Below are 23,258 nucleotides of genomic sequence, written 5' to 3' on the forward strand. Positions count from 1 at the left end.
ACGATAATAAAAGTAATCGAGAAAAAGAAGATTCATTTGGCAATTATAGTAACTCATTCCATATTTTTTAAGGAGAATAAATTGGAAGATGCGAAATCTAAGCCTTGGGAAGACAATTAAATCTCCAAAATTTATTATTGAGTTTATATTATTAACTTGTTTATGTATTATAGCCAAGATATATAAGGTGCCATTGTCTTATGGTGTATACATAAGTTTTGCCCCTTTTTTTCTATTTGTCATATTAAGATTAAACGGAACTGCTGTTGCCTTAATATCAAGCCTAATTGTAAATGTTATTGCAATATCATTTTTACATCCTGATGGAATTTCATTATTTGTTTCTTTGGAAATACTCGTTGTAGGAATGCTTTATAAATATAAAATACGCAATTTATTTTTATCAGAAGTAATTTACTGGCTGATATTAGGTTGTCCTGTAACTTATCTGTATTTTTTAATTATGGGTGAGGAATTAGGTACTGTAATTATCATTGCAATTTTAAATCAATTCATCATTGGACTTATTAATTCTTTGCTTGCAGATGTAGTAGTATCATATATAAATCCATTTAGATTTTTCAGAGCTAATTCGAGCTATACAATAGATTTTAGTTTGTTGATTTTTCATTTCACATTAGTCTCTGTTTTAGTACCATTTACAGCATATGTTTTTATAGATGGTTCAAATATTGATAGAGATACAAGTAAAACTATAATCCAGGCTATGGAAAATAAAAATTATGAAATATCTGAACAACTGAAAGACTGGAGTATTACTGACCTACGTAAAATCAAGGTAAACTCCCCCATTCAAATAAACAAGGTAAAAAAGATTTTAGACAACGAACCTGAAGGCAGTGTTGTTGGATTAATGATTCAAGATGAGAAAGGAAAAATCTATGTATCAAATGAACAAGCAAATAAATACCTTAGTAGTATAAATTGGAAATCCGAAGGAATAGTAACCAAGTTTAGTGATGATTTGTATATATGGCGTCCTAAATTGATCAATTATTACACTGATGAAGCAGCCTGGAAAAAAGCTTTCTTTATAAAAGAGGCAAAATTTAAAGATATTGACTTGGAGCTTGTTATCAAAATACCTCTTTCAAAATACTCAGAAGACATATGGAACAGTTATTTAAATAAATTTTATATCATTATAATTGCGTGTATTATAGCTACTATTTTGTCCATTATAATCAGTGGATTTTTGTCTGGTATACTTTTAAAACTAGCTGAATCCACTACTGATATACCTAATAAATTAAGCCGTCAGGAGAAAATAGCTTGGCCAAATACTGCCATAAGTCAAATAAAGTCTTTAATCGTTAACTTTGCTGAAATGTCAAATAAGCTTGAGCAGTTGTTTTCTAAAGAAAAAGAAATGAATAATAAACTTCAAATTCAAACGGATGAGTTAAAAAAATCCAGAGAAGAACTTAAGCATTTAGCTTATTACGACGCCCTTACCGATTTGCCCAACAGGCTCTATTTTATTGAATATATTAAAGAGACTCTAGAATCAAATAAAGATAAATATTTGATTCTTGCTATCATGTATATTGACCTAAACCGCTTTAAACAAGTAAACGATACACTCGGGCATGAAGTAGGAGATATGCTTTTAAAGGAAGTAGCAAAAAGATTTAAGTCAATTAGTAATAATGACACTTTCATTGCAAGAATTGGAGGCGATGAATTTGTTGTTATATTAAAAAATGCAGATAAATTAAAAGCAGCTGAAACAGCTAGTTTTATTAACAAAGTTTTGGCTGATAAGATAAGTGTTACTTTCAATAATAAAGGGATGGATTTGTTTACATCAGGGAGTATTGGTATATCACTATATCCCCTAGACTCAAATGATATCCATAGTGTTATAAAAAATGCCGATATGTCAATGTATACTGCAAAAAAAGAAGGTGGAAATACCTATCGTTTTTATGAAGAAATTAGTAAGGGTAACAAAGAAGAAGAAATGTATCTTGAAATGAAGCTGAAAGGTGCTTTGGAGCGAAGGGAACTTGTCCTTTATTATCAACCTCAGTTTAATATTAAAAGCGGTGGTATTACCGCAATTGAAGCTCTCCTCCGTTGGAATGATCCTGAACTAGGTTTGATCCTACCGTCAAAGTTCATTCCTATTGCCAGCAAAATCGGTTTGATGCATGAAATTGGATTTTGGGTATTAACGGAAGCTTGCACCCAAATTAATACATGGAGAAACATGGGGATTATAAACACACGTGTTACGGTAAATATGTCCAGTGATAATTTTCTGAGTCAATATATTATTGATACTGTTCAAAAAGTATTGGATGAAACAGGTGTAAATCCTGAACTGCTTGGATTGGATATAACTGAATCTTATTTCCTCAGTAATTTTGCCAGTGTTGAAAAGACAGTAAGTGATTTAAAGCAACTTGGCGTATATATTTCAATTGATGATTTTGGAGGAGGTGGATCTTTTTCTTTATTAAAAGATGTGCAAGTAGATTGTATTAAGATTGACAAAACATTTATTGAGAAGTTATCAACTAATAAGAAATCCGAACTGATAGTTAAGGCAATGATTGACTTGGTTCATTCCATGGGTATCAAAGCAGTTGCAGAAGGTGTTGAGACTCCAGAAAATGTAGCCCTTCTTAAAAATATGAACTGTGACGATATACATGGTTTTTTGCTAAGTGTTCCTATGGATAAAAATAGTTTTGAAAAGTGGGTTATGAATTATAATAGTCGAAAAACAACATTTGAATTATAGATAGTTTATTGCCATCCACTTCTCTGCTAATAATTTAAGATTTAAACTTTTTGCTTACAAAGAGGCTTATATAAATATAACAAGGAGGAATAAAAATGAAAGTTTCAAATGTTATTCGTTTTTCTTTGTTACTTTGTGTTTTCATGATTTTATGTAGTTGCGTACAAAATCCAAACAAACCGCTTTCAAGTACAACTCCATTGACGCAAACTGCTGTTCCTGAAGAATCCCCCACAAATACGGAGGTAAATGTATGGACATCCAATGGTGGATTAGATCGCATAAAGTTAGTTTTCGAGTTAATGTATCCGAAAATTAAAATAAACATCACAAAGTTTGATTCAATAGATAAATTCAACACTGAAACTCTTTCTGCATTATCTGCAGGAACTGGACCAGATATTTTGTTTTTTGACAGTTCATTCTTTGATCAATATACTGTAGATGGCATTCTTGAAGATTTGCTGAAAGAACCATATTCAGCTGGCAAATATGAAAAAGATTTTCCAGAGGATGTTTGGGAAAGCAATAAATCTGTCGATGGAAAAAATATTTTGGCAATGACATTTTTGACATCTCCATTTGTAACTTTTTATCGTGATGACATAATGAAGGAAAATGGGTTTCCATCGGAGCCAGAAGAGTTTGGTAAGTTTATAGAAAAACCGGAAAACCTTCTTGCTATAGCAAAGAAATTAAAATCAAATGGTCAATATATCTTTCAGTGGCCTACAGACCTTCCAAACTTGCTAGGATCATCCGTAGGGGTATTTGACAAAAATTTAAGGTTTGTGAGAAATTCTGATGATTTTGTGAAAGTGCTCGATATTGCAAAAGAATCACATAAATCTGGTTTCGAGCTTGAAGCTAGTTTTTGGGAACCCGCAGGTAAAAAAGCTATACAGGATAACAAGCTGGTTATGTTGTTTAATTTGGGTTCCTGGGGATTTGGATCCATACAGAGCTATGCACCAGATCAAGCCGGCAAATGGAAAGCTGCCAAGCCTCCACTTGGGATATACGCCTGGCAGTCAGATACAAAAATAGCAATAAGCTCACAAAGTCGCAATAAGGAAAATGCATGGAAATTCGTTGAATACGTTTTTACTCATCAAAATGGTGGAGAAAATTATAATATGATAAATGGTTATAAACCAGCACGAAGAAACCCTAAGCAAATGGATTCAAGAAATTTATTTTTAAATCAATCAACTCAGCCACTATATGAAGAATTAGGTGACAAAATGAAACAATACAAATTAACACCCTTGGATGATTCGGCAACAGAAATATTTGCAAAAGATATTTCTGATGCAACTGTCAAAAATATCGACTCAAAAACAGCAATTAAGAATATAACAGATAAAATTGAAAATACATTTAAGGATGAACGCAACGCATTATTAGGAAATTAACTTGCTGGTAAATCTCATCTCTTATGAAAAGAATTTTAAAATATAAAGCAAATAAAAATGGCTTCTCAAATACCCATTTTTACTTGCTTTTTTATTTTAGCAGTAAAAGTACCAATCTTTCAATAGTGTTTTTAATTTTAAAATCAGAGTTCATACTCTTTTCACTTTAAGTTGGTGCTATCTTATTGCCTGCTCGGCTGGAAAAACTTTAATCATGCCAAGAAGATATTGTCTCATAAATGCAAAGTCAATAGCATTCAAAAATCCATTTCCATCAACATCAGCAAATTGAATTTGTTGTACTGAGAGTTTTCCTAAACCAAGAAGATGTCTTTTCAAAAGTGCATAATCAATTGCATTTACTTCTCCAATTCCATCAATATCTCCAATTTTAGCAGTGGATTTCTCAATTATACCAAAAGGCTGTGTTAAGCTCATACCTCCTGGTCCCTTAAGCTGCGCCCGTATATAATTATTAACCTTATCTTCAAAGTTGTTTAGATCTATACTGTTACCGGTAGCAATAATTTTACTGTCCGCAACCCACTCAATAACATCATAATTTTCGCCTGTAATTGTGATCAAATTTTTATCCTGGTTAACAACTATATTATCAATTACTGGAAAAGAGTCTTGGGAATCTGCAGTATTTGTTAATGCTGCTACTGCATAGAATGTTCCATTTTCCATAGAATAACGTATATTTTCTTCTGTATTCTCAGGCATAAGCATGATGTTAAAGTTAAAACCGGTTCCGGTTGTATAGTGAGTATCATCGCTTGAAAATCCCCATACCATACGTTTTGGCATTGTATTCATAAGGATATGATCCCAGATAAGTCTAAAACTTTCCCTATTACCATAGCCCGCATTAAAAGCTTCAATTCCTACACAAGACGGATACTTTAAAAATATTTTGGTGTATTTATCAACAAACCCTCTACCCATTTCAGTAATTTGATCACCATCAAAGCACAAACTACTTGAAGCATCACCCGGGTGATTTATATGGGAAATTCCACCTAGCTCTTCACACTTTGCAATTTTACTCTCTATTGTAGCATCACTTCCGTTTACGAAATTAGCCCAGAATGTATTTACATGATCAAATACTGATTGCTCCGTTGTAAGCGGAATTCCTATCATTCCCCTTCCGTTCCTGTCAGTACCATCTTTGATTTCATTTAACCTCTCAGTAGTCAAGTATTTATCAGTATTTCTGTCATTTCTATCCCAGGTAGTGTTTGTAATATCATGATCGGTAATTGCAGCGATATCATAGCCCTTTTTATAACAATCCTCAATCATCTCTTTAGGAGATTGTAATCCACCATTCTCATCGGTATGCATATGCAAACAAGCTTTGTACTTCCCAAATGCACTCCAATTAACAGATTCATAAGGATTAATAATTTCATAGTCTTTGGTACCTTCAATATTTTCTGCTGCACTTGTAGGAATTGACATATCAGGGCTTAAAAGCACAGCAGATAAAAGCATTATAAAGCAAAAACACCTGATATTTTTTCTTTTTATAAAATCGAACATATATGCACCCCCCTAAAAATATTTTATCATATAGAATTCAAATTATCTCGTCTACACATATTATATTTATAATTGATTAAAGGGAGGCAACAAAGGCCTCTGTTATATATTTAGTTGTGTTTGATTTCACGTATGGAACGGGAAATAATGCAATAACAAAGATAGAAAACAAAAAGTCCGGTAGCTCTTCATGCACCGGACTTTTACTATTGCTGGAATGAAATCGTTAATTTTTTTTAGGCAATTCAGACCTCATGCCTACTAAAACCTGCCTCATAAATCCAAAATCCAATGAATTAATTTGCCCATTTCCATCAACATCTGCCGCCAACATACCATATTCAGATGGGAAACTATTAATCATTCCTAAAATATACATTCTTAAATAACCGAAGTCAATTGAATTAAAACTATTGTCCCCATTCAAATCACCAACAACGTATTTATTGGATGTAGGAGTAGGAGTAATAACAGTAGCAGTGGCAGTAGGGGTGATAGTAGGTGACAGTGAACCATTATATAAATTCGGGAAATTACCTGACATATATAACAAAGTCAGCATTCTTAAAGTATTTCCATAATAATCATAAGGTGCTGAATCCTTAACTTTCACGCTCTCATTAAACATTTTCTGACCAAAATCCAAATCCTCTCCGGTAAGACAACCTGCCCCAGCTGTAGCCACAAATGCAGGATTATGATATTGGCCTATCTTTTGACCTGTTAAGGAATAACCGTCTACAATATTTTCAGGACCAATGTTTTTGAAGAACGCAGAAACTTTGTCGCAATAAACCTTAGCTTTTTCTGTACCATACCAGGAGTAATCAAGTGCAATCCTCCACGGCATACGTGCTGCATCATAGCTATATTCATATTTGCTTGTACCGTTCCACACTGCCAACCTCTGTTCGGTTCCATCTGCTTTACACCAATCGGGTACAAGTCCTGTCTTGTTATTGAATTTCTCAATCTGATCCAAGACTTCATAACACTTGTCAGCTACTTTTAACCAATCTTTGTTACCTGTGAAATCTGCATAAATCCTATACCAGGAAGGAACAAAATAGCAAGGATTAAGTGCATCAGAACCTCCCCAATTACCAGGCTTCAGTACATATGTACCTGGCTCTACACAATATTTAAACAGGTTGTTTATATAATTTTTTGCTTCCTGCTCGTAGTTAATAGTACCACTTGAACCCCATCTTTTATGTGCAAACACAAGTGCCGTTGCCATGTCTTCATCGCCATCAGTTGCAGCTCCTGTTGAAGCAACTTTACCATTTGCGTCAATAGACCAGTCCATAAGTCCAGTTCCATTAAAGTATTTCTTTGCATAACTGTAAAGATCATCAAATAAATCCCTCTCATTAAAATAAACCGAGAGCAACATACCATAACCCATTCCTTCTGAACAAGTTGTAAATTCCTGTGATCCTGATGTTTGTACTCTTCTGTACCCACCTGCTCCACTTGTAGTTATACGACTGCTTTTCCAATCTTCCCATTCTCTCAACAACATAGCATTAGCACTATTCTGATCAGTTGCTAAAGATTTTATACCATATGGGTATGCGTTTGACGTTGGCAAAGAAATAGAAGCAGAACACACACTAGCTAGTGACAAATATGTAAGCATACTTACGACCGTAAAAAATATTAATACTTTTTTCACAATATCTCTCCCTTTAATATTAAACTAGATACGATTATTCAATGTTACAATATTTTTCTAATCAACTCCTTTAAAAATAAATACAAAGAATTGTAAAAAATGAAACTGCTCACCACCCTAAAACCTATATTTACAAACATTCTTAATAAACTTATATTAATTATATTTTACCCTTTTTAAGCTTCTAAAACAATTGTATATTATTATTTATTGGACTATATTATTCATTGGACTATATTACTTGTCGAAAATATTTTATAATTTATACATATTGAAAATGGGATAAATCTTTGATGAAAGAATACAACGAGAGAAGAATTGGATTATCAATCAAGCAAAGCTTTCATGATTAATTCAAACTTGTTTTTTACACCCCATATCGAATAATAATCAAAACTTGAAATGTTTCCAGTAGATTTATTGGAATTTGAATAATAATAATTGCAAATATCAACCCATGAATAACCTTTATCCGCTAAACTATTTGCTCCTATTTGACTTATATAACCACTATGCTGCTTCTGATCATGAGCGTTATATTGTGTCTCAAAAATAAGCCCAGAGGCATTTCTTATTCCTATTCCCGCCACAGCATTAATTGCCTCAGTACTTCTTTCATGCTCACTACCAGCTTTATAAACCTGATCTACTGTAGTATCATATACATCAAACCCCATACCATAATACTTATAATTATAACATCTATACCAGCCATACATCTTTACTGCCATAGCCCCGGCTTTTAATGATTCCATAGGGTCAGCCAACGCTGTCCACTCATTAGGTAAAACATTTTTTATATAGTAATAGAAATCAACGGTTGAAATTTCACCAGTTCCTTTAATTTTGACTCTGATTTGAGAAGGCATAGGACAATAGAAAGGATCATTTTCAATTTTAGCTAAATCATCATATTTCCAGCTCTGTTCTTTTTTGCTGCCTAAAGCGGTTCCATCCAATCTTCCATTTATAATATTATTCTTTAGAGCTCCGATCTCGCAAACAGATGCCAAATTACTTTCCTGCATTTCTTTGATAATGTGCTGTGACCACTGCAATAATTTATATTCACCATTATTATCCTTGCCAAAGACAAATATGAAATTATTCATACCGCTGCACATATCACTATTGTTTTCTTTTGTAGTAATATCACAGCATACATAATATGTAACAAGCTCAGCATATTCCGTATAATCATTATAGTTAACGCTGCTCCTTGGTACCTGATCATTTGACACTTGTTTATAATTTATTGTTTTAAACCTGTTAAGGTTCCACAACCCAATGTTCTTCTTCCTATATTCATAGCTATCAGGTCCTAAAAATAGATCAGAGAAGCTGGAATTTAAATCTCCGGATGTCAATGAGATAAATTTATCGTATTGCTTTTTATCTAAATATGTTGAAATTTCACCAATTAAATTAGCTACCTCTCTATTTTCTACACTTACCTCAGAACCATTGCCAATATTAAAGTTTAGATACTGATTAGTTGATACAGCATATGAAACGGAATTGGTCAGGAAAAGCAAGCAGCTAATTAAACCAGTTATAACTAAATTTTTGAGTACCATAGTTTTTGTCTCTTCTGTTATAATTTTTGTAAACCCCATAACATTAACGTCAAATGTTAAAAAGTCCGCATAAATTATATCTATACAAAAATGAAATGTCAATAATAATAGTTAAACTTATCGCTAATTGTAATGTTTGGAAGAAAACAATTTCCCATGTAGGGCGAACAATAAAAAAAATTTTGCAGAAAACATCCGTGAATAGCCCAAGATATGGTTGTAGCATAGTAATTCCAGCATAAGAATGCAAATTAGTACTTTAAACTATTGCGTCATTGATTTATAATGTTTATTGTGAGTGCTTAATAATGATTAACGCCTCTGTTTCTCAAAGGCTATTTCGAAAGAAATAGATTTCATGAGGTTGGAGGCGATTATTATTTTAAAATACTTAATATTACAAATAATTAATAGAGGTGATTTGTTCGTGGGGGGTCTCTTTGGCGTTGCATCAAAAAATGATTGTGTAACGGATTTGTTCTTCGGTACTGACTACCATTCACATTTAGGGACAAGCCGTGGAGGTTTGACTATTTGGAATGGAACCGGATTTAGCAGGTCTATTCATAATATTGAAAATACTCAGTTCAGAACTAAATTTGAGTGCGAGCTTCCAGGTCTGTCAGGAAATATTGGAGTCGGCTGCATTAGCGATAATGAAGCACAGCCATTATCAATATTTTCACATCATGGTAACTATGCAATAACAACTGTTGGAAGGATCAATAATATAAAGGAACTAGTGAGTAAAGTTTTTGAAAAACACTATCTTCACTTTTCAGAAATGAGCAAGGGTGAAATAAATCCTACAGAAGTAGTTGCAGCCCTAATAGATCAGGAGAGTTCTATCAAAGATGGTATTAGAAAGTCCCAGGAGGCTATAGATGGCTCATGCTCAATGCTTCTGCTTACTTCCAAGGGCATTTATGCGGCAAGAGACCTTTATGGAAGAACGCCGTTAATTATAGGTGAAAAGGACGGAGCTTTTTGTGTAGCATCAGAGTCATGTGCTTTTCCTAATTTAGGATATAAAACCAAGTATGAACTTGGTCCAGGTGAAATTGTCTTCTTAACGCCTGATGGCATTGAAAAGATATCACCTCCCGGCAATAAAATGAGAGTGTGTTCATTTCTATGGGTTTACTACGGTTATCCTTCCTCTTCATACGAAGGAATGAATGTAGAAATAATGCGTTACCGTAATGGTGCTGCCCTAGCCCAAAACGACAATGTTGAAGTTGACCTTGTTGCAGGAGTTCCCGATTCCGGAATAGCCCATGCAATTGGCTATTCGAACGAGTCAAGGGTTCCATTCGGCAGGCCGTTTATAAAGTATACTCCTACATGGGCAAGGAGTTTCATGCCACAGGATCAGGAAATGCGTAATCTTGTTGCAAGGATGAAACTCATTCCAATTCCCGAACTCGTACAGGGAAAACGTGTACTGTTTTGTGACGATTCAATTGTTCGTGGTACACAGCTCCGTGAGACAGCTGAATTACTATATAATTGTAATGCAAAAGAAGTTCACATGCGTTCCGCCTGTCCTCCGCTTCTCTATGGGTGTAAATACCTGAACTTTTCAAGATCCCGTTCAGAAATGGACTTAGCAGCCCGCCAAGCCATTGTGGAATTAGAAGGCAGTGAACCACCTTCTCTTGATGAATACTGTGATTCATCAACCGAAAAGCACAACTGCATGGTTGACTGTATCCGCAAGCGTTTGAACCTCACAACACTAAAGTATCAAACCTTGGAAGATATGATTGATGCAATAGGATTGCCTGAAGATAAGGTTTGTACTTACTGCTGGAACGGTAAGGAATAAACTTTGATTGTGTATTAGTGGTTAATTTGATAAAGAAAATAAGTTAAAAACATTTCAATAAAAATAAGCCTGCCGATTTTGGTAGGCTTTATTTTTTGTTTCGCAGTTACTTGTTTTCCTGTAAACCCTGAAACCTGCAAGATCATCTTTCGTTTACAATCAAATAGCTTGAGACCAATAATTAACTAATCCTGTAAGTTTAGCACTTCAATTTCTACCCTTTGTGAACCATCTTTTTTCATTTTATATAATCCATTTATATAACCATTTTTAGTATGACAGGTTCGGTAATATATCCAGTCATCAATAATATTTATACTGAATGGATTATCTTTACTTAACCTTGTCTTTTGACTTCCATCGGTTCTGATTTTATATACCCCTGTTTCTTCTATAAATGATGGACGATAAAAAACCCATTCCCCTTCTATATTGAGTTCATCACTTCTATCATCGTTAAGAGTTGTATCTCTGCTGCCGTCAAGAAGTGTTTTATGGATATGACCTCCATCATCAGCATCTGAAAAATAAATCCATTTACCAATAACATTGATATTGTAATGTTCTCCCTCATTTATAAGAGTTTTGCCAGAACCATCGGTTTTTATTTTGTAAATACCCCTCTTGCCATCATCACTTGCCTGGAAATATATCCATTCATCCCGGACATTCAGGTTATTAAAGTTCCAATCATCTACCTCTAATAGAAAAGTACGTTTGCTGCCATCTGTTTTCATCTTATAAAGATTATATTTTTCGCCCTTGTCGTTATCGTTTACAACATAATAAATCCAACTGTCGGAAATTCTCATGTATGTAATAAAGTCCTCTCCTACAATATCAAGCCCATTATCATCCCTTCCAACCCTGTAAAGATTTGATTTATACCCTGCTGCAAGAAAATATATACAGCCATCCGAAACATTAAGCTCACCCACATTGTAAATATCCTTGACTTTACGTTTAATATTTCCGCTTATGTTCATTTTATATAGTTTTGAATCATCATTTGGATTGCTGTAATAAATCCACGCACCCTTTTTTACGGCGAAGGTATCGTATACCCCTTTACCCGTGATATTACTGCTGTCATTTATGAAATTATAAACACGGGATGTATTAACCTCAAGATAGTCATCTTCCAGTTTTACTTTCATTCCGGTTTCCTGCTCAAGAACCGAAGCGGGTACAAAAAATGATGATTTCTCTGAGCTACCTGTATATATACCTGCAGCAGCTTTTAGTTCCTTTTTAGTACCTGCTGGCAAAAGCTTATAGTTCCTATCCTTTTCTACAAACCTCATTATCAGGCTGCCGAATTTTATATCAAATGCAGCAGTCTTTCCTTCTTTTACAGCTGAAACTTCGGCAAACTCCTTAACAATTTCGGTATTTATCATCACCTCATTGTCTTTTTTAAATGCCATATATTTTTGAGAAGCCTGTCTATTATTAACCTGAATCCCATCTAGCGCCAAGGATACCTCTATAGGCTGTGAAATTGGCTTATCTACTTTATTTGACACCAAAGGCTCAGGTGTCATATGTCTATTTAAATTTTCCCTGATTGATATAGAAGAATTTTCTCCATCAGGCTGGTACGACGTAAAACTAAGGATACAGTTATCAATCTCGTATTCAAGCTCATACGCTTTATTTTCAGGTATTTCAACAAAGGTATTTTTTACTGAAGTATCACCCAGCTTGCTTTTTATCTCCGAAAAATTCATTCCGCTTTTTGCGCCGTTTACATTTGCATCTCCAAATAGGTATATAAACTCTACCCTTTCTTCACCATCCCCAAAACTATAAAAAGCCAGGTTAATACCAATATCTTCATAATTGTAACCCATCATAGTACCTTCTGGCCCAGTAGCAACCTCCTCAAAGCCTGTTCCCAAGATTTCTTCAACTTCTTTTTTCGTAAGTTTTATAAGTTTGAATACATCTTTATAGTCAAACTTTTTGTTTATTATTTCTGGAGATGCAGTAATAAGACCATTTTCTTCGGGTGATGGAGTAGATAATTTATCTGCTCCAGTTGAAATAGAAGGCTTAGGTGTGAGTACTGAGTCATCTTTTTTTGTACTTGTGGTACTGCAACCTGTACTAAATAACAATAGTCCTATGGCAATTATAATAAATCTTTTTTTCATTTCTAACTCCCCTTATAAAATAAATTAAAAATCCAGCGTTTTTATCTGTATATCTGTATAATAATACTATTACTTGTCAATCAACAACTTCTGAACTTTATTAATACATTACATAATTCATAATTTAAATTCCTTTACACATTTTTAATTATCATACCATATTTTCAGTCTGTTGAATAATAAACTTTTGCTTAATAACTAGATGCGCATATTAAATATATTTTCAATTTTTTAGGTTAGTATTTCGGGCTAAAGAAAGTATACGATAGGGTTTTTGTTATAATGGAAATTCTGCGCAAATACTAAATCCCTTCTCGCCATCTGAACCAAAGTTGATTCTACCACCTAATTCGGACACTCTCTTTTCCATATTTGAAAGGCCTGTATTTTTCTTTATAACTTTGCAGCCAAAACCGTCATCAATAATATACAGTGAAATTAATACTTCTGAGAACCTGAGTATTATGCCCACATAGGAGGCTTTTCCGTGTCTCAATGAGTTTGTAAGGGCTTCCTGACATATTCGATAGATAGTGCTTCTATGAAAGATAAACTGGCTGCTTTCATAACCATATACTGAGAAATCCACAACAACCCCTGTTTTTTCAAAATCTTTAATAAGAGAATGTACGCCTTGTACTATTCCGTAATTTACATGATCTTCCGGTATTATGCCCTGAACAGACTCTTTGAGCTCTTTATGTCCCTTTATAGCCACATCCATCATTTCATTAAGTTTTTGTTTTACTGTTTCTATATCTTTTTCGCAAGCAATGGAACATACGCCTATGAGTGAAATAAGCACAGTCATCGTGTGCCCTACAGAATCATGTACATCGCCTGCTAATCTATTCCTTTCCCTGACAATAGCAAGTTTTTCAACAGCACTGGCATTCTCTCTAAGCCGATTATTTGCCAATTGTAAATCGCAGTTTTTGTTTTCTATTTCAACGAGAAGCTTTTTATAATCGGAAACGTCATGAAAAGTTATGATATTACCGATAAAATCCTTTTTTACATACAGAGGCTGAATATTAACTGTAAAATGCTTTTTATATGTACACAAATGTATTTCACCATTTATCTTATCGTGACTGAGCGACTCAATAGCAAGGATAGTCTTTTCTACTTCATTGGCATTATCTGAATTATTTCTTAAGTAGGTTGTTAAGCAGGTTACGTCATCATCAAGCAAGATTTTGCATTTATCCGAGAAGTTTTCTTTGAAGGCACGGTTGAAGTAAACTATAATTTTATCTGCATCAATAATAAGAATGGATTCCTTTAGTTCATCTGCCATTTTTGGAAATGCAACAGGAGTTATGTTTAAAAATTTGTATTTAAATATAGCAAGGTTATAAAGCAAAAGATTTAAGAAAAATGTTGACGGAATGATATCAAAGTTATTATATTTCAGGTACAGAGGTGTTAAAAAATATATAGTGCTTATCAAATTAGGAATTAATCCTGAGAAAAGAATAATAAGCCACTGTTTTCTATTAAATGGATATGTGTTTTTTACATGCCTTAACAGTATTGCTGCGCCTATAAGATGAAAAACTAAATTTATTATTGTATTGATGCATGCTGCCAAGCCAAAATAGGCAAGCCATTTTCCATTTTCATTTACCCAATAGTAAACAAGCCCGTGATATTCATTTTTTACCAACAATAGGTAAGTTATAAGGCCTGGAACAAAAATCAACCACTTGTACTTATAAAGTTTCTTTTCAGTAGATGTTAAAGTTTTGTATGAGTAAATCAAACTGAATAAAAGCCAAACAGATGATTCGGTATTCATAGACAGTATTTTATAAAAGTTGATCGGAGTTATAAGGAAAAGTAGGTTGTGAGAACTGAGCCAATTATAGTTAGCGTAGTACAAAGTTATCATAAATTCACCGGAGGACCAGACAAAACCACCAAATATATATACAATCCAGACAGTACGAAGCGAAGTCTTTTTTCCATTAATTATTACAGTAAATATCATAATTAAAGCCAGGATCATCGCAATACTGCAAACTATCATTTGAAAAACTACTCTCATTACATACACACCCCAACTGGCTGATAAAATAAAGTTACTGGTGCCCCGTAATAGAATTTGTTTCTAGAAGCGGGGCACAAACAGAGGAAGTGCATTTTTAACATTATGAAAGATTAGAAATTAGTAATGTTAAAAAGCACTGGGCAATTTGATTATGAAATAATTTTGTTTTTTACAGCAAATACTGCAAGCTGAATTCTATCTTTCATCTTAAGTTTTATGAGTAACTCTGATACCATGTTTCTTACATAACCTTCAGAAAGACAAATTTCTTTTCCCATTTCTTTATAGCTTTTTCCTTCAACCACAAGACGAATTAGTGTCTTTTCCTTGTCTGTAAGATTTAGAGCACTAATGCTAACATCGCTTTGATGCGTGGAATTAACATTCCTAACAACTGAATTCATTATATTCCTCTTTACAATACCTAATCCCATCATAACGCTCTTAATAGACTGTTGAAGCTGCTTAGGGAGAATGTCTTTTGTTATATAGCCATCGGCGCCACATTGTATAGCACTAGAGATACTTTCTTCATCTTCAAAGGTAGTAAGTATAAGTACTTTTTTGTCAGGAAAAGAAGCTTTTATAAGTCGTGTACCTTCAAGACCATCGCAACCTGGCATCCTAAGGTCCATTAAGACAATATCTGCCTTATGTTCTCTGCAAAGCTCGTATGCTTCTTTGCCATCATGTGCAAGTCCTACAACTTGCATTTCGCTATCGCTTTCAATCATGTATTTTAAACTTTCTCTCAAGATATCCATATCTTCCGCAATTACAACTTTTATCATAAGTCACCATAATATGTTTTTTTATAATTATATCATCCCAGTTAGTACAAGTAAAACAAATTTGTGATAATTATGGTATTTTGGAAGTATTTACGCTACAAAAAATGTTACAAAACGCATGCTATATTCTTACACAACGCATCTTTTAACATGACAAAAATGTATGTAAAATAAAATCAGGCGATTCCATTTTATAGAATTTTCAAAATACATGATAGTATATCATCCTACAAATTCATTTCTGCAATCCGTTGTTTCATAAAAGAATTAATTATGAGGTATAGAACAGGGAAAGTCCATTTTCAGCATTATGAAAGTTAAAAACTTAATTTAGGGGGATGAGGTTATGGAAAACGCAAAAAGAATTGATTTTCTCGACAATCTCAGGGCATTTATTATTTTTCTAGTGTTAGTGCTTCATGCAGGATTGCCGTTTACTACGCCACCGTTTAACGGATGGATTCATGATGTGCAGGCTAAATCACCTTTAATCGGATTTTGGGTAATATTTCTTGAAGGACCTTTTCTAATGTCTACAATGTTTTTTTTAGCCGGTTATTTTGTACTGCCTTCCTTAGCTAAAAAAGGCACTAGTAAGTTTTTGAAAGATAAGTTAACCATGCTTGGTATACCATTCTTATTTGGTGTGATTATAACATCTCCTATATTGGCAAGTATCTCGGTTTTAAGTGATGGAAACAACTACAACTTTTTTTTACTATGCTTAGGCTTTTTCAATCCCAAGTATTTTGCACATTACCATTTTTGGTTTCTTGGAGTACTGATTTATTTCATTTTGATTACAGTGCTGGTTCTAAATATATTTAAGAAGAAGATATCACTTTTACCTACAAAATCAACTAAACCCACGCCTATATTTTTTGTACTGTTTATTTTGGGATGTATAATAGCTCATTTTTCTATCGGTGTATTAACCGGAAACTTTTACGGATGGTTTACGTCCTATCCTGTAGTTTTTCAAAAGACATCACTGCCATTATATATAGCCTATTATACACTTGGAATATATGCCTACAAAAGAAATTGGTTTAAGGACGGATATAAACCTAAAGTTTTGCCATGGACAATAATTTATGTTACTTCAATACTTGCTTACTGTTATACTTATTTTATCATGTTCATGTTTAACCCTGCTACAGTGCCACAAAAACTAATTGTATCTATTGTTTACAATATTGCAATGTTCTCATTAATCCAAATGCTGCTTGGAATATTTCAGAAGTTCTTTAACGGCGGAGGTGCCTTTACGAAGGCCTTAACTCAGAGCAGCTTTAGCACTTATGTATTTCACATGTTCCCGATGTTTTTAGTATTTTACTTTGTCAGATACCTTCCTGTTGCGTTTGAATTAAGACTGTTTTTGGATGTGGTTCTAGGTGTCTCGTTAAGCTGGATTCTTGGTTTTATAATGAGGAAGGCGCCATTGCTGAGAAAAGTTTTGTAGAATCTTCGTGTGCACATAGGATATAGGAGAAATCTGGTCAATTCTGCCGGGGTACAATCCCGGCAGCTTTCTTTTTCGGTTTCATCTATACTTGTATTGACATCACCGATAGAATGATGTTAGTCACCTACAAATTGCTTTTTGTCCAATCACATCTTCCACGGAAGTATGTATCTCTGTTTATATGTGAATTAATTTTTTAGGAACATTATCCTTAGATTTTATGAGTCCAAAGACTATATTTATAACCCTTCTTGTAATAACCTTGATTGCTCGGCTTGTCGTTTTGCCTTGTGAGATTTTACGGTTATAATATTCCTAAAAAATATCGTTTACAGGCTTGTCTTTGTTTCTTAATTCTTGAGAGAAAGACTATAGGAAAAAATAGCTGTTAAAAACTTCGGTAACTGTCTCTTCCAGTGACTATCTAAGCCGCCTTCAAGCAATTTCGGAGCAAACCAAATCCCCCAAAAAAAGCGAAGGGTTTCGAGAGCCTCTAGTTGAAGCTTTTAAACAAAAGTAGAAATTTATGAATGATACAATATGGATATTTATTTTTTATACCAATAAAAAAATTTATTATGTAACTACTCTTTTCCAAAATTAACCTTTTTGATATACGCAAACCTTACATTTTTTTGACCACTTGACTTTCCTGATATTGCTATACAATGGGATATTTCATCTACAACAAACTTGTTACCATCTACCTTTGAAAAGTTCTTCCATGGAGTGTAATAATTTGAGTCAGGAGAATCTGTTCTGGTTATTGAAATTGCTGACTTAGTAATAACGCCAATTCTGTTTGATGTGTTAATAAATGTCACTGGAATATATAAGCCAAGTACCCTTCCCTTATCAAAATCTGTATAATGGACTTTTATGTATGGACCAACTTTGCAAATTAGCTTAGCCGGTCTTACAAAAGTCAAAATAAAAGTAATTATTGCAACAACCAGACCTATTATTGATATTATAACAGGTATATAACTAGAACCCATAGCCTCCTCCCCTAATAACTTCTAATATTTAAGTTTTTCCCTGCTTCCAATATGTTTCAAAATTGTATAAATGGAATAAATAGAATATTCGAGAAATTTAGTGTTAATCAACACTTATTTATTTTTCTCATCATATTCCTTCCTAATAGTACCAATCTTTTTATCACTTCTTGTATCTCTTCCATTTTCATTGCGTATTGTACCAGGAGGAAGTCCATTTTTCCGCTCAAAAGTTCCAACAGTACAATCGCTTCTTGTTTTACGTGGCATAAGCATGACCTCCTAATGTATGATAAATAATACTTATATAAATTATGTTGTTAGGCAACAAGTCAAAAAGTTTCATATATTAATTATCCCACTTACTCTATGTTATTTCCCTTGATATTAATCCAAACCTCATTTAGACTAACATACATAATTTTTACAATTATTTTATCATACCAAATATTAAAACGTCTACAAACATTGATAAAAAATGTCCTTATTCTGGATAAAAGCAAAAAAATACGGCGCATACTCTTTGTGAGTGTTAGATAAACAAAAAATATTTTGGTATTGGGTTCTGTTATTCCCATTATAACCTATTACTAAGCAATATGAGTAAAGTACTCTTGCACTGCTGGTATTCCAGAAGAAAATAATATTCTAGTTTATAAAAAGGTTGGGAAATCCCCAGACTCAAATAATAAGAAAAAAGGCCTAAGGGTTTTACTCCTTCAGCCTTAGATTATTGATTTGACTATCAATATTGCAAAGAAAGCGGGCCACTGCTACCACATTAATACTAAATTGCTGCCTGCTCCCTTAACCATTTTTTCATTTCTTCACCTTAAAGTATAATTTGTGAACCTTCAGGACCAATATCTATAGTTTGGTTGTCATAAATTTCCTCTAATCCAGTCGCTCCCTTAAAATTTGCATTATATAGCCTTGCTTCGTTAAAAATCGTCGCTCTTAAGTTTGCATTACTGAAATTACAGCCATCTAAATTTGCTTTACTAAAACTAGTCCCCAATAACTCGGCATTTGTAAAGTCAGAACCTTTCAAATTTGCTTCATAGAACGTAGCCCTTATAGCTTTGCAATTAGTAAAGATTCCACTTATGCATAATGTTTTATTCATATTTGCTTTGCTTAACTTAACACCAGTTAAATCGGCATTATTAAATATAGAGAAAACTAAATGTGCATCATTTAACATGGTATTAACAAATTTAGAACTCGCAAAATTCACTTCTTCCATTGCTGCTCCATCTAAATCCAAACCTGATAAATCCAAACCAGATAAATCTTTGTTACATAAATATAACCTTACCCCAGCTTTACCAGATGTATTTGAACAAAGTATATGAACATCAATTGATCTTTTAAGTTCCTTATCATCTATTCTTTCCATAATTTAGAGCACCTCGTCTTCTTAAGGATAAAATCGAACGTACTGTCCCCAACCCTTGGATATTACCCCTGCCACTAGTTCATCATGTGCCCATTTAGCAAGATAGGTTGAGTCAATTATTACATTCTGTCCTTTGTTAAATATCTCATCATAAGATTTCACACATAGCAGTATTATAATCATATCCATTTTTCCAATCAGTACTAAATGATTTGACATCCCACGCCTTCCCGTTAACATCAATGAAATCAGCTATTGGATCGGCGGATCGCGTAATAGGTCCTGGAATTTGTCCATCTCCTTCACAACCAAGTCCAGCATCTCTTTCTAATAATTTCATTTTACCGTTAGCGGGGTCTAAAGCTAATGCATCTAGTTCTGCTTAACCTCATATGCCTATATAAAACAGTATATCAAAATTTTACATAATAAATTTAAAAAACTATTGAAATACAAAAGTCTAATATATAAAATAAATAATAGAAATAATTCAAAGTGATTACATTAGGAATGCTCTGTCTATAAACGGTAGTTGGTATTACAAATAATAATTTTGGTTTATTATAAAGTTTCATTATGAGAACTATTATTAATAAAAGGGGTGATATATGTGGGATTTGATCAGATTACACTTGGTGATATTATTGGATATATTTTAACCTTTGTTTTTGGATTCATTTCTGGTGGAACTGTTGTAAAATTTTCATCCAAGATAAATAAGAAAACAGATCAAAGCGGTAGTATTGTCTTTGGGGATCAAACTGGTGGTGATAAACATGGCAAATAAGATTGATCAATCAAACAGCACAGTACATGGTGATCAGGTTGCAGGGGATAAGGTTACCAACGTTGTAATTTGCAGGGATATTGCAAAAGCCTCAATTCCAATCAGAGATACCCTAAGTTTTGATATTAATTGTGATAAAGATAACACCACCCTATTAAGAAAGTTACGAGACGGGAAAGCTATCGGGCTCAAATCAAACGCTATTAAATGGAAATTAAAGACCCTCGGTTTGTTGTTAAAAATGTGTGAATCTGAAGAGGGGAAGCAAAAAGTAGCAGATATATATGATAATTTGGTTGCATTAATAGAAAGCAAGTTTATAGCAGAAATGGATGATGGAGACCTATTGAAAGAGCATATGGATAGTATTTACGAAGAGTTTAAGCAATTAGTTATCAAGTATGAGGATTTTCTAACAATCGATGAAGCATTTTTATACGGGTTACTTTACATAGCAACTTCAAACTGTGCAATAAGATGGAAAGTAGAGGATGTCTCATGATTACGAAGATGCTTATTAGTAGAAAAACTGACTGGTTCTTCTATGAGGATGCCAAGCTCGATCCGTTTTATTTTGCAATGCAGATACTTGACAAACTATCTACTCGACCTAAATTGGGACTAAAGTACAAACGAATTGATTTAATTTATCTTATGACAAGTAAAAGGGGCAAAGAAGCATTAAAAACTTTAGATAATTCAGTTGTATTGTTGCTAAGTAGATGCTTAATTAAAATAGAGTCAAGCAAAGATTTAGGAACAACTTTGTATATTACCGATAAAGGATTAGATGCCCTTGCTATTTATCGGAGGGAGGTAAAAAATGCTAATTCACAGAATAAACGTAAAAGGTGAAATGGGATTTGAAATGGTTTTTGGGAAGACAAACATCTTACTTGGAGAAAATAAGACTGGCAAATCAACATTTATGAAACTTATTCTCTATGGACTAGGAACATATATCGATAATTTTATTGTAGAAATATCAAAACAAGGACTTTGTGATTATGTAGAACTTGATATTGAATTAAAAACTGGATTTAAATATAAAGTAATAAGAAAACTTCCATATTCTGATACAGTTATCATGATACCTATAAACGATGATGATTCATTAGATAATGAAAACATGGATGCTAAGAGCATTGAGGAATATTCAGATTACTTATTATCCCAAGAAGGATATGACTCACAGACAGTTTCGTATGGGAACAATAAAAAGGCTACATTGAGGTTCTATTTTCTTTTAAGAGCTGTATTCGTAGATCAAGAAACAACTGCATACAAAATATTCTCTGAACTTGGTGGTAAAGATAAAGATTATCTCAATAGCGTTTCACTTATAAAAAAAGTAATTATTGAGTCTCTGTTGGATAAAGACAACCATCTTATACTAAAATTGAGGTTAGAACTACAAAATGCATTAGCTCAAAAAAGAGATGTCAATTCAAATATAAATTATTTGACTACATTAATAGAACAAGAAATAAACGAAAATAAGGATTATTCAAATGATGCTGAAAAAGTCGAGGATATGCTAAAGGCAATTATTGAGGAAAAGAAAAGTATTACAGAATCTGAAATTCAGAACCTTGCTAATCTTCAAAATGTTAGGAATGAAAAGGTTGAATTAAAAATACTCAATCATAACAAGGAGTTATTGGAAGTAAATGACAAGTTGAGAGCTTTGAAATTAGAGAAGGTAGATATAGAAACTGTCTTTGAAAGTGTCAAAAATGAACTTGAACAGTTAAAGAAAATGTTACTAGCAAGACAATTACTTACACAAATACCAGTTGAGCAATGCCCCATTTGCTTGTCTCCAATAATGAAAAAGCCACAGGCTGGCGAAGGGTGTCCATACTGCAATCAAACAATTAAGGAAAATGATTATGATAATATATCAAAATTTAAGAAGATGCTTGAGGAATCGCTAGTTGAAGCAGATCAGGCAAAAGAAGGCATTGCGTCTGAAACTTCGGATTTGGAGAACTTTAAAGTTAGTTTGGAGAGTTCATTGTTGGAAATAAGAGAAGAACATATTAAAGAATTGAAAGAACTAAGAAGTCCCATTGAGGAAATTATTAATTCTTTAAAAATTAGGTATGATGAGCTTTCTACTCAGTACTCAAAAATAGGTGTATTCCATAGAAACTTGGTAAATAAGCAAAAACTTGTTAAAAAGAAGGGCGATTTGGACTCACAAATATCTTCTTTGCGAACAGAACTAGAGGAAGAAGAAAAAAACTCAATGAAAGATATGAAAAATATTGTGTTTTGGCAGAATTTGTTTGATAGATGCTTAAAATTTATTTATAAAGATGTAAATAAAACATACATAGACCCAGAAGATTATACACCCTATGTTGATGATTTGGAAATCAGACAAAATTCGTCTGCAAGTTTGAAAGTTGCGGCAAGATTATCTTATGTTCTTTCACTATTTCAGCTTTTGGATGTTGAGGATGCAGATATTAACCATATAGGTTTTATCTTCTTTGATTCCCCTAAAGATAAGGATATTGAACTACCAAAGTATAAGCGGTTCTTACAGAAACTTAATGAGAGTGAGAAAGGGCAAGTATTTCTTACTGCTAGTATTACAGAGAAAGAAATGTATCAAGAAATATTCGGACAAAAGGCTATATTGAGAGAGTTATATGAAAATAGTAAGTTATTAAACAAACTTAAATAACAGTTATTTCGATCAGAACTTTGATATATGAAGAAACCTATAAACAAAGAAATTAAGCCTTGTTCAGAATTATAATTAATTTATTGATATATAAA

At 33.2% G+C, this 23,258-nt stretch carries 18 protein-coding genes; 8 read left to right on the forward strand and 10 right to left on the reverse strand.

Annotated elements, in window-relative coordinates:
* The first annotated feature begins 88 nt into the window (after positions 1–88).
* Both ACECE_RS0205765 and ACECE_RS0205770 read left to right on the forward strand, forming a co-directional pair.
* Positions 89–2,770: a putative bifunctional diguanylate cyclase/phosphodiesterase gene (locus ACECE_RS0205765; protein ID WP_010245316.1), complete on the forward strand. Its 2,682-nt coding sequence runs from the start codon at positions 89–91 to the stop codon at positions 2,768–2,770.
* A 95-nt stretch (positions 2,771–2,865) separates the two neighbouring features.
* Positions 2,866–4,185 (forward strand): ABC transporter substrate-binding protein, encoded by a 1,320-nt coding sequence (locus ACECE_RS0205770; RefSeq protein ID WP_010245319.1) that lies wholly within the window; start codon positions 2,866–2,868, stop codon positions 4,183–4,185.
* 177 nt (positions 4,186–4,362) lie between these two features.
* Here ACECE_RS0205770 and ACECE_RS0205775 read toward each other — a convergent pair whose 3' ends face one another.
* The 3 genes from ACECE_RS0205775 to ACECE_RS31445 all read right to left on the reverse strand — a co-directional run bounded on the left by ACECE_RS0205775 (position 4,363) and on the right by ACECE_RS31445 (position 9,027).
* The gene (locus tag ACECE_RS0205775; RefSeq protein ID WP_010245322.1) at positions 4,363–5,733 is read right to left on the reverse strand and encodes a dockerin type I domain-containing protein; all 1,371 of its coding nucleotides are present in this window, start codon (positions 5,731–5,733) and stop codon (positions 4,363–4,365) included.
* Positions 5,734–5,959: 226 nt separating this feature from the next.
* A complete protein-coding gene (locus tag ACECE_RS0205780) occupies positions 5,960–7,375 on the reverse strand; it encodes a glycosyl hydrolase family 8 (RefSeq protein WP_117385778.1) in 1,416 nt (471 codons plus the stop codon).
* 362 nt (positions 7,376–7,737) lie between these two features.
* On the reverse strand, positions 7,738–9,027 hold the full coding sequence (locus ACECE_RS31445) for a SpoIID/LytB domain-containing protein (RefSeq protein WP_010245327.1): 1,290 nt from the start codon (positions 9,025–9,027) through the stop codon (positions 7,738–7,740).
* A 388-nt stretch (positions 9,028–9,415) separates the two neighbouring features.
* On the opposite strand from ACECE_RS31445, the gene ACECE_RS0205790 reads away from it, so the two are divergent.
* Positions 9,416–10,816, forward strand: coding sequence for an amidophosphoribosyltransferase (locus ACECE_RS0205790; protein ID WP_010245330.1), 1,401 nt, complete (start codon positions 9,416–9,418; stop codon positions 10,814–10,816).
* Between the two features lie 185 nt (positions 10,817–11,001).
* Here the strand turns inward: ACECE_RS0205790 and ACECE_RS0205795 are convergent, their stop codons facing one another.
* The 3 genes from ACECE_RS0205795 to ACECE_RS0205805 all read right to left on the reverse strand — a co-directional run bounded on the left by ACECE_RS0205795 (position 11,002) and on the right by ACECE_RS0205805 (position 15,816).
* The gene (locus ACECE_RS0205795) at positions 11,002–12,972 is read right to left on the reverse strand and encodes a DUF5050 domain-containing protein (RefSeq protein ID WP_010245333.1); all 1,971 of its coding nucleotides are present in this window, start codon (positions 12,970–12,972) and stop codon (positions 11,002–11,004) included.
* Positions 12,973–13,249: 277 nt separating this feature from the next.
* Positions 13,250–15,022 (reverse strand): sensor histidine kinase, encoded by a 1,773-nt coding sequence (locus ACECE_RS0205800; RefSeq protein ID WP_010245340.1) that lies wholly within the window; start codon positions 15,020–15,022, stop codon positions 13,250–13,252.
* Positions 15,023–15,174: 152 nt separating this feature from the next.
* Positions 15,175–15,816, reverse strand: a complete 642-nt coding sequence (locus tag ACECE_RS0205805) for a response regulator transcription factor (RefSeq protein WP_010245342.1) — start codon at positions 15,814–15,816, stop codon at positions 15,175–15,177.
* A gap of 346 nt (positions 15,817–16,162) precedes the next feature.
* On the opposite strand from ACECE_RS0205805, the gene ACECE_RS0205810 reads away from it, so the two are divergent.
* Positions 16,163–17,281 carry an acyltransferase family protein gene (locus ACECE_RS0205810; protein ID WP_010245344.1) on the forward strand — a complete coding sequence of 373 codons (1,119 nt, stop codon included), beginning with the start codon at positions 16,163–16,165 and terminating at the stop codon, positions 17,279–17,281.
* A gap of 587 nt (positions 17,282–17,868) precedes the next feature.
* Here the strand turns inward: ACECE_RS0205810 and ACECE_RS0205815 are convergent.
* From ACECE_RS0205815 to ACECE_RS0205830, 4 genes are all read right to left on the reverse strand, one after another.
* Positions 17,869–18,282 (reverse strand): hypothetical protein, encoded by a 414-nt coding sequence (locus tag ACECE_RS0205815; RefSeq protein WP_010245346.1) that lies wholly within the window; start codon positions 18,280–18,282, stop codon positions 17,869–17,871.
* A gap of 114 nt (positions 18,283–18,396) precedes the next feature.
* A complete protein-coding gene (locus ACECE_RS30980) occupies positions 18,397–18,552 on the reverse strand; it encodes a hypothetical protein (protein WP_010245349.1) in 156 nt (51 codons plus the stop codon).
* Positions 18,553–19,114: 562 nt separating this feature from the next.
* Positions 19,115–19,681 (reverse strand): pentapeptide repeat-containing protein, encoded by a 567-nt coding sequence (locus tag ACECE_RS0205825; RefSeq protein ID WP_010245353.1) that lies wholly within the window; start codon positions 19,679–19,681, stop codon positions 19,115–19,117.
* Positions 19,682–19,702: 21 nt separating this feature from the next.
* Entirely contained in the window at positions 19,703–19,900 is a 198-nt protein-coding gene (locus ACECE_RS0205830) for a hypothetical protein (RefSeq protein WP_010245354.1), read from the reverse strand.
* Positions 19,901–20,291: 391 nt separating this feature from the next.
* On the opposite strand from ACECE_RS0205830, the gene ACECE_RS30985 reads away from it, so the two are divergent.
* The 4 genes from ACECE_RS30985 to ACECE_RS0205850 are packed head-to-tail and all read left to right on the forward strand — an operon-like array spanning position 20,292 to position 23,163.
* The gene (locus tag ACECE_RS30985; RefSeq protein ID WP_162862493.1) at positions 20,292–20,468 is read left to right on the forward strand and encodes a hypothetical protein; all 177 of its coding nucleotides are present in this window, start codon (positions 20,292–20,294) and stop codon (positions 20,466–20,468) included.
* The gene (locus tag ACECE_RS0205840) at positions 20,458–20,970 is read left to right on the forward strand and encodes a hypothetical protein (RefSeq protein WP_010245356.1); all 513 of its coding nucleotides are present in this window, start codon (positions 20,458–20,460) and stop codon (positions 20,968–20,970) included. Before ACECE_RS30985 ends, ACECE_RS0205840 begins: the two co-directional genes overlap by 11 nt.
* Complete coding sequence (locus ACECE_RS0205845; protein ID WP_010245357.1) at positions 20,967–21,323, forward strand: hypothetical protein; 357 nt, start codon at positions 20,967–20,969, stop codon at positions 21,321–21,323. The genes ACECE_RS0205840 and ACECE_RS0205845 overlap by 4 nt, the downstream gene beginning before the upstream one ends.
* A complete protein-coding gene (locus ACECE_RS0205850) occupies positions 21,292–23,163 on the forward strand; it encodes a hypothetical protein (RefSeq protein ID WP_010245358.1) in 1,872 nt (623 codons plus the stop codon). Before ACECE_RS0205845 ends, ACECE_RS0205850 begins: the two co-directional genes overlap by 32 nt.
* The last annotated feature ends 95 nt before the right edge of the window (positions 23,164–23,258 follow it).

This window comes from Acetivibrio cellulolyticus CD2, assembly GCF_000179595.2.
GTDB classification, from domain to species: domain Bacteria; phylum Bacillota; class Clostridia; order Acetivibrionales; family Acetivibrionaceae; genus Acetivibrio; species Acetivibrio cellulolyticus.

Coding starts and splice junctions, on each gene's coding strand:
- ACECE_RS0205765 (WP_010245316.1), top strand. CDS start 89: ATGCGAAATCTAAGCCTTGGGAAGACAATTAAATCTCCAAAATTTATT.
- ACECE_RS0205770 (WP_010245319.1), top strand. CDS start 2,866: ATGAAAGTTTCAAATGTTATTCGTTTTTCTTTGTTACTTTGTGTTTTC.
- ACECE_RS0205775 (WP_010245322.1), bottom strand. CDS start 5,733: ATGTTCGATTTTATAAAAAGAAAAAATATCAGGTGTTTTTGCTTTATA.
- ACECE_RS0205780 (WP_117385778.1), bottom strand. CDS start 7,375: ATGCTTACATATTTGTCACTAGCTAGTGTGTGTTCTGCTTCTATTTCT.
- ACECE_RS31445 (WP_010245327.1), bottom strand. CDS start 9,027: ATGGGGTTTACAAAAATTATAACAGAAGAGACAAAAACTATGGTACTC.
- ACECE_RS0205795 (WP_010245333.1), bottom strand. CDS start 12,972: ATGAAAAAAAGATTTATTATAATTGCCATAGGACTATTGTTATTTAGT.
- ACECE_RS0205800 (WP_010245340.1), bottom strand. CDS start 15,022: ATGAGAGTAGTTTTTCAAATGATAGTTTGCAGTATTGCGATGATCCTG.
- ACECE_RS0205805 (WP_010245342.1), bottom strand. CDS start 15,816: ATGATAAAAGTTGTAATTGCGGAAGATATGGATATCTTGAGAGAAAGT.
- ACECE_RS0205810 (WP_010245344.1), top strand. CDS start 16,163: ATGGAAAACGCAAAAAGAATTGATTTTCTCGACAATCTCAGGGCATTT.
- ACECE_RS0205815 (WP_010245346.1), bottom strand. CDS start 18,282: ATGGGTTCTAGTTATATACCTGTTATAATATCAATAATAGGTCTGGTT.
- ACECE_RS30980 (WP_010245349.1), bottom strand. CDS start 18,552: ATGCCACGTAAAACAAGAAGCGATTGTACTGTTGGAACTTTTGAGCGG.
- ACECE_RS0205825 (WP_010245353.1), bottom strand. CDS start 19,681: ATGGAAAGAATAGATGATAAGGAACTTAAAAGATCAATTGATGTTCAT.
- ACECE_RS0205830 (WP_010245354.1), bottom strand. CDS start 19,900: ATGTCAAATCATTTAGTACTGATTGGAAAAATGGATATGATTATAATA.
- ACECE_RS0205840 (WP_010245356.1), top strand. CDS start 20,458: ATGGCAAATAAGATTGATCAATCAAACAGCACAGTACATGGTGATCAG.
- ACECE_RS0205845 (WP_010245357.1), top strand. CDS start 20,967: ATGATTACGAAGATGCTTATTAGTAGAAAAACTGACTGGTTCTTCTAT.
- ACECE_RS0205850 (WP_010245358.1), top strand. CDS start 21,292: ATGCTAATTCACAGAATAAACGTAAAAGGTGAAATGGGATTTGAAATG.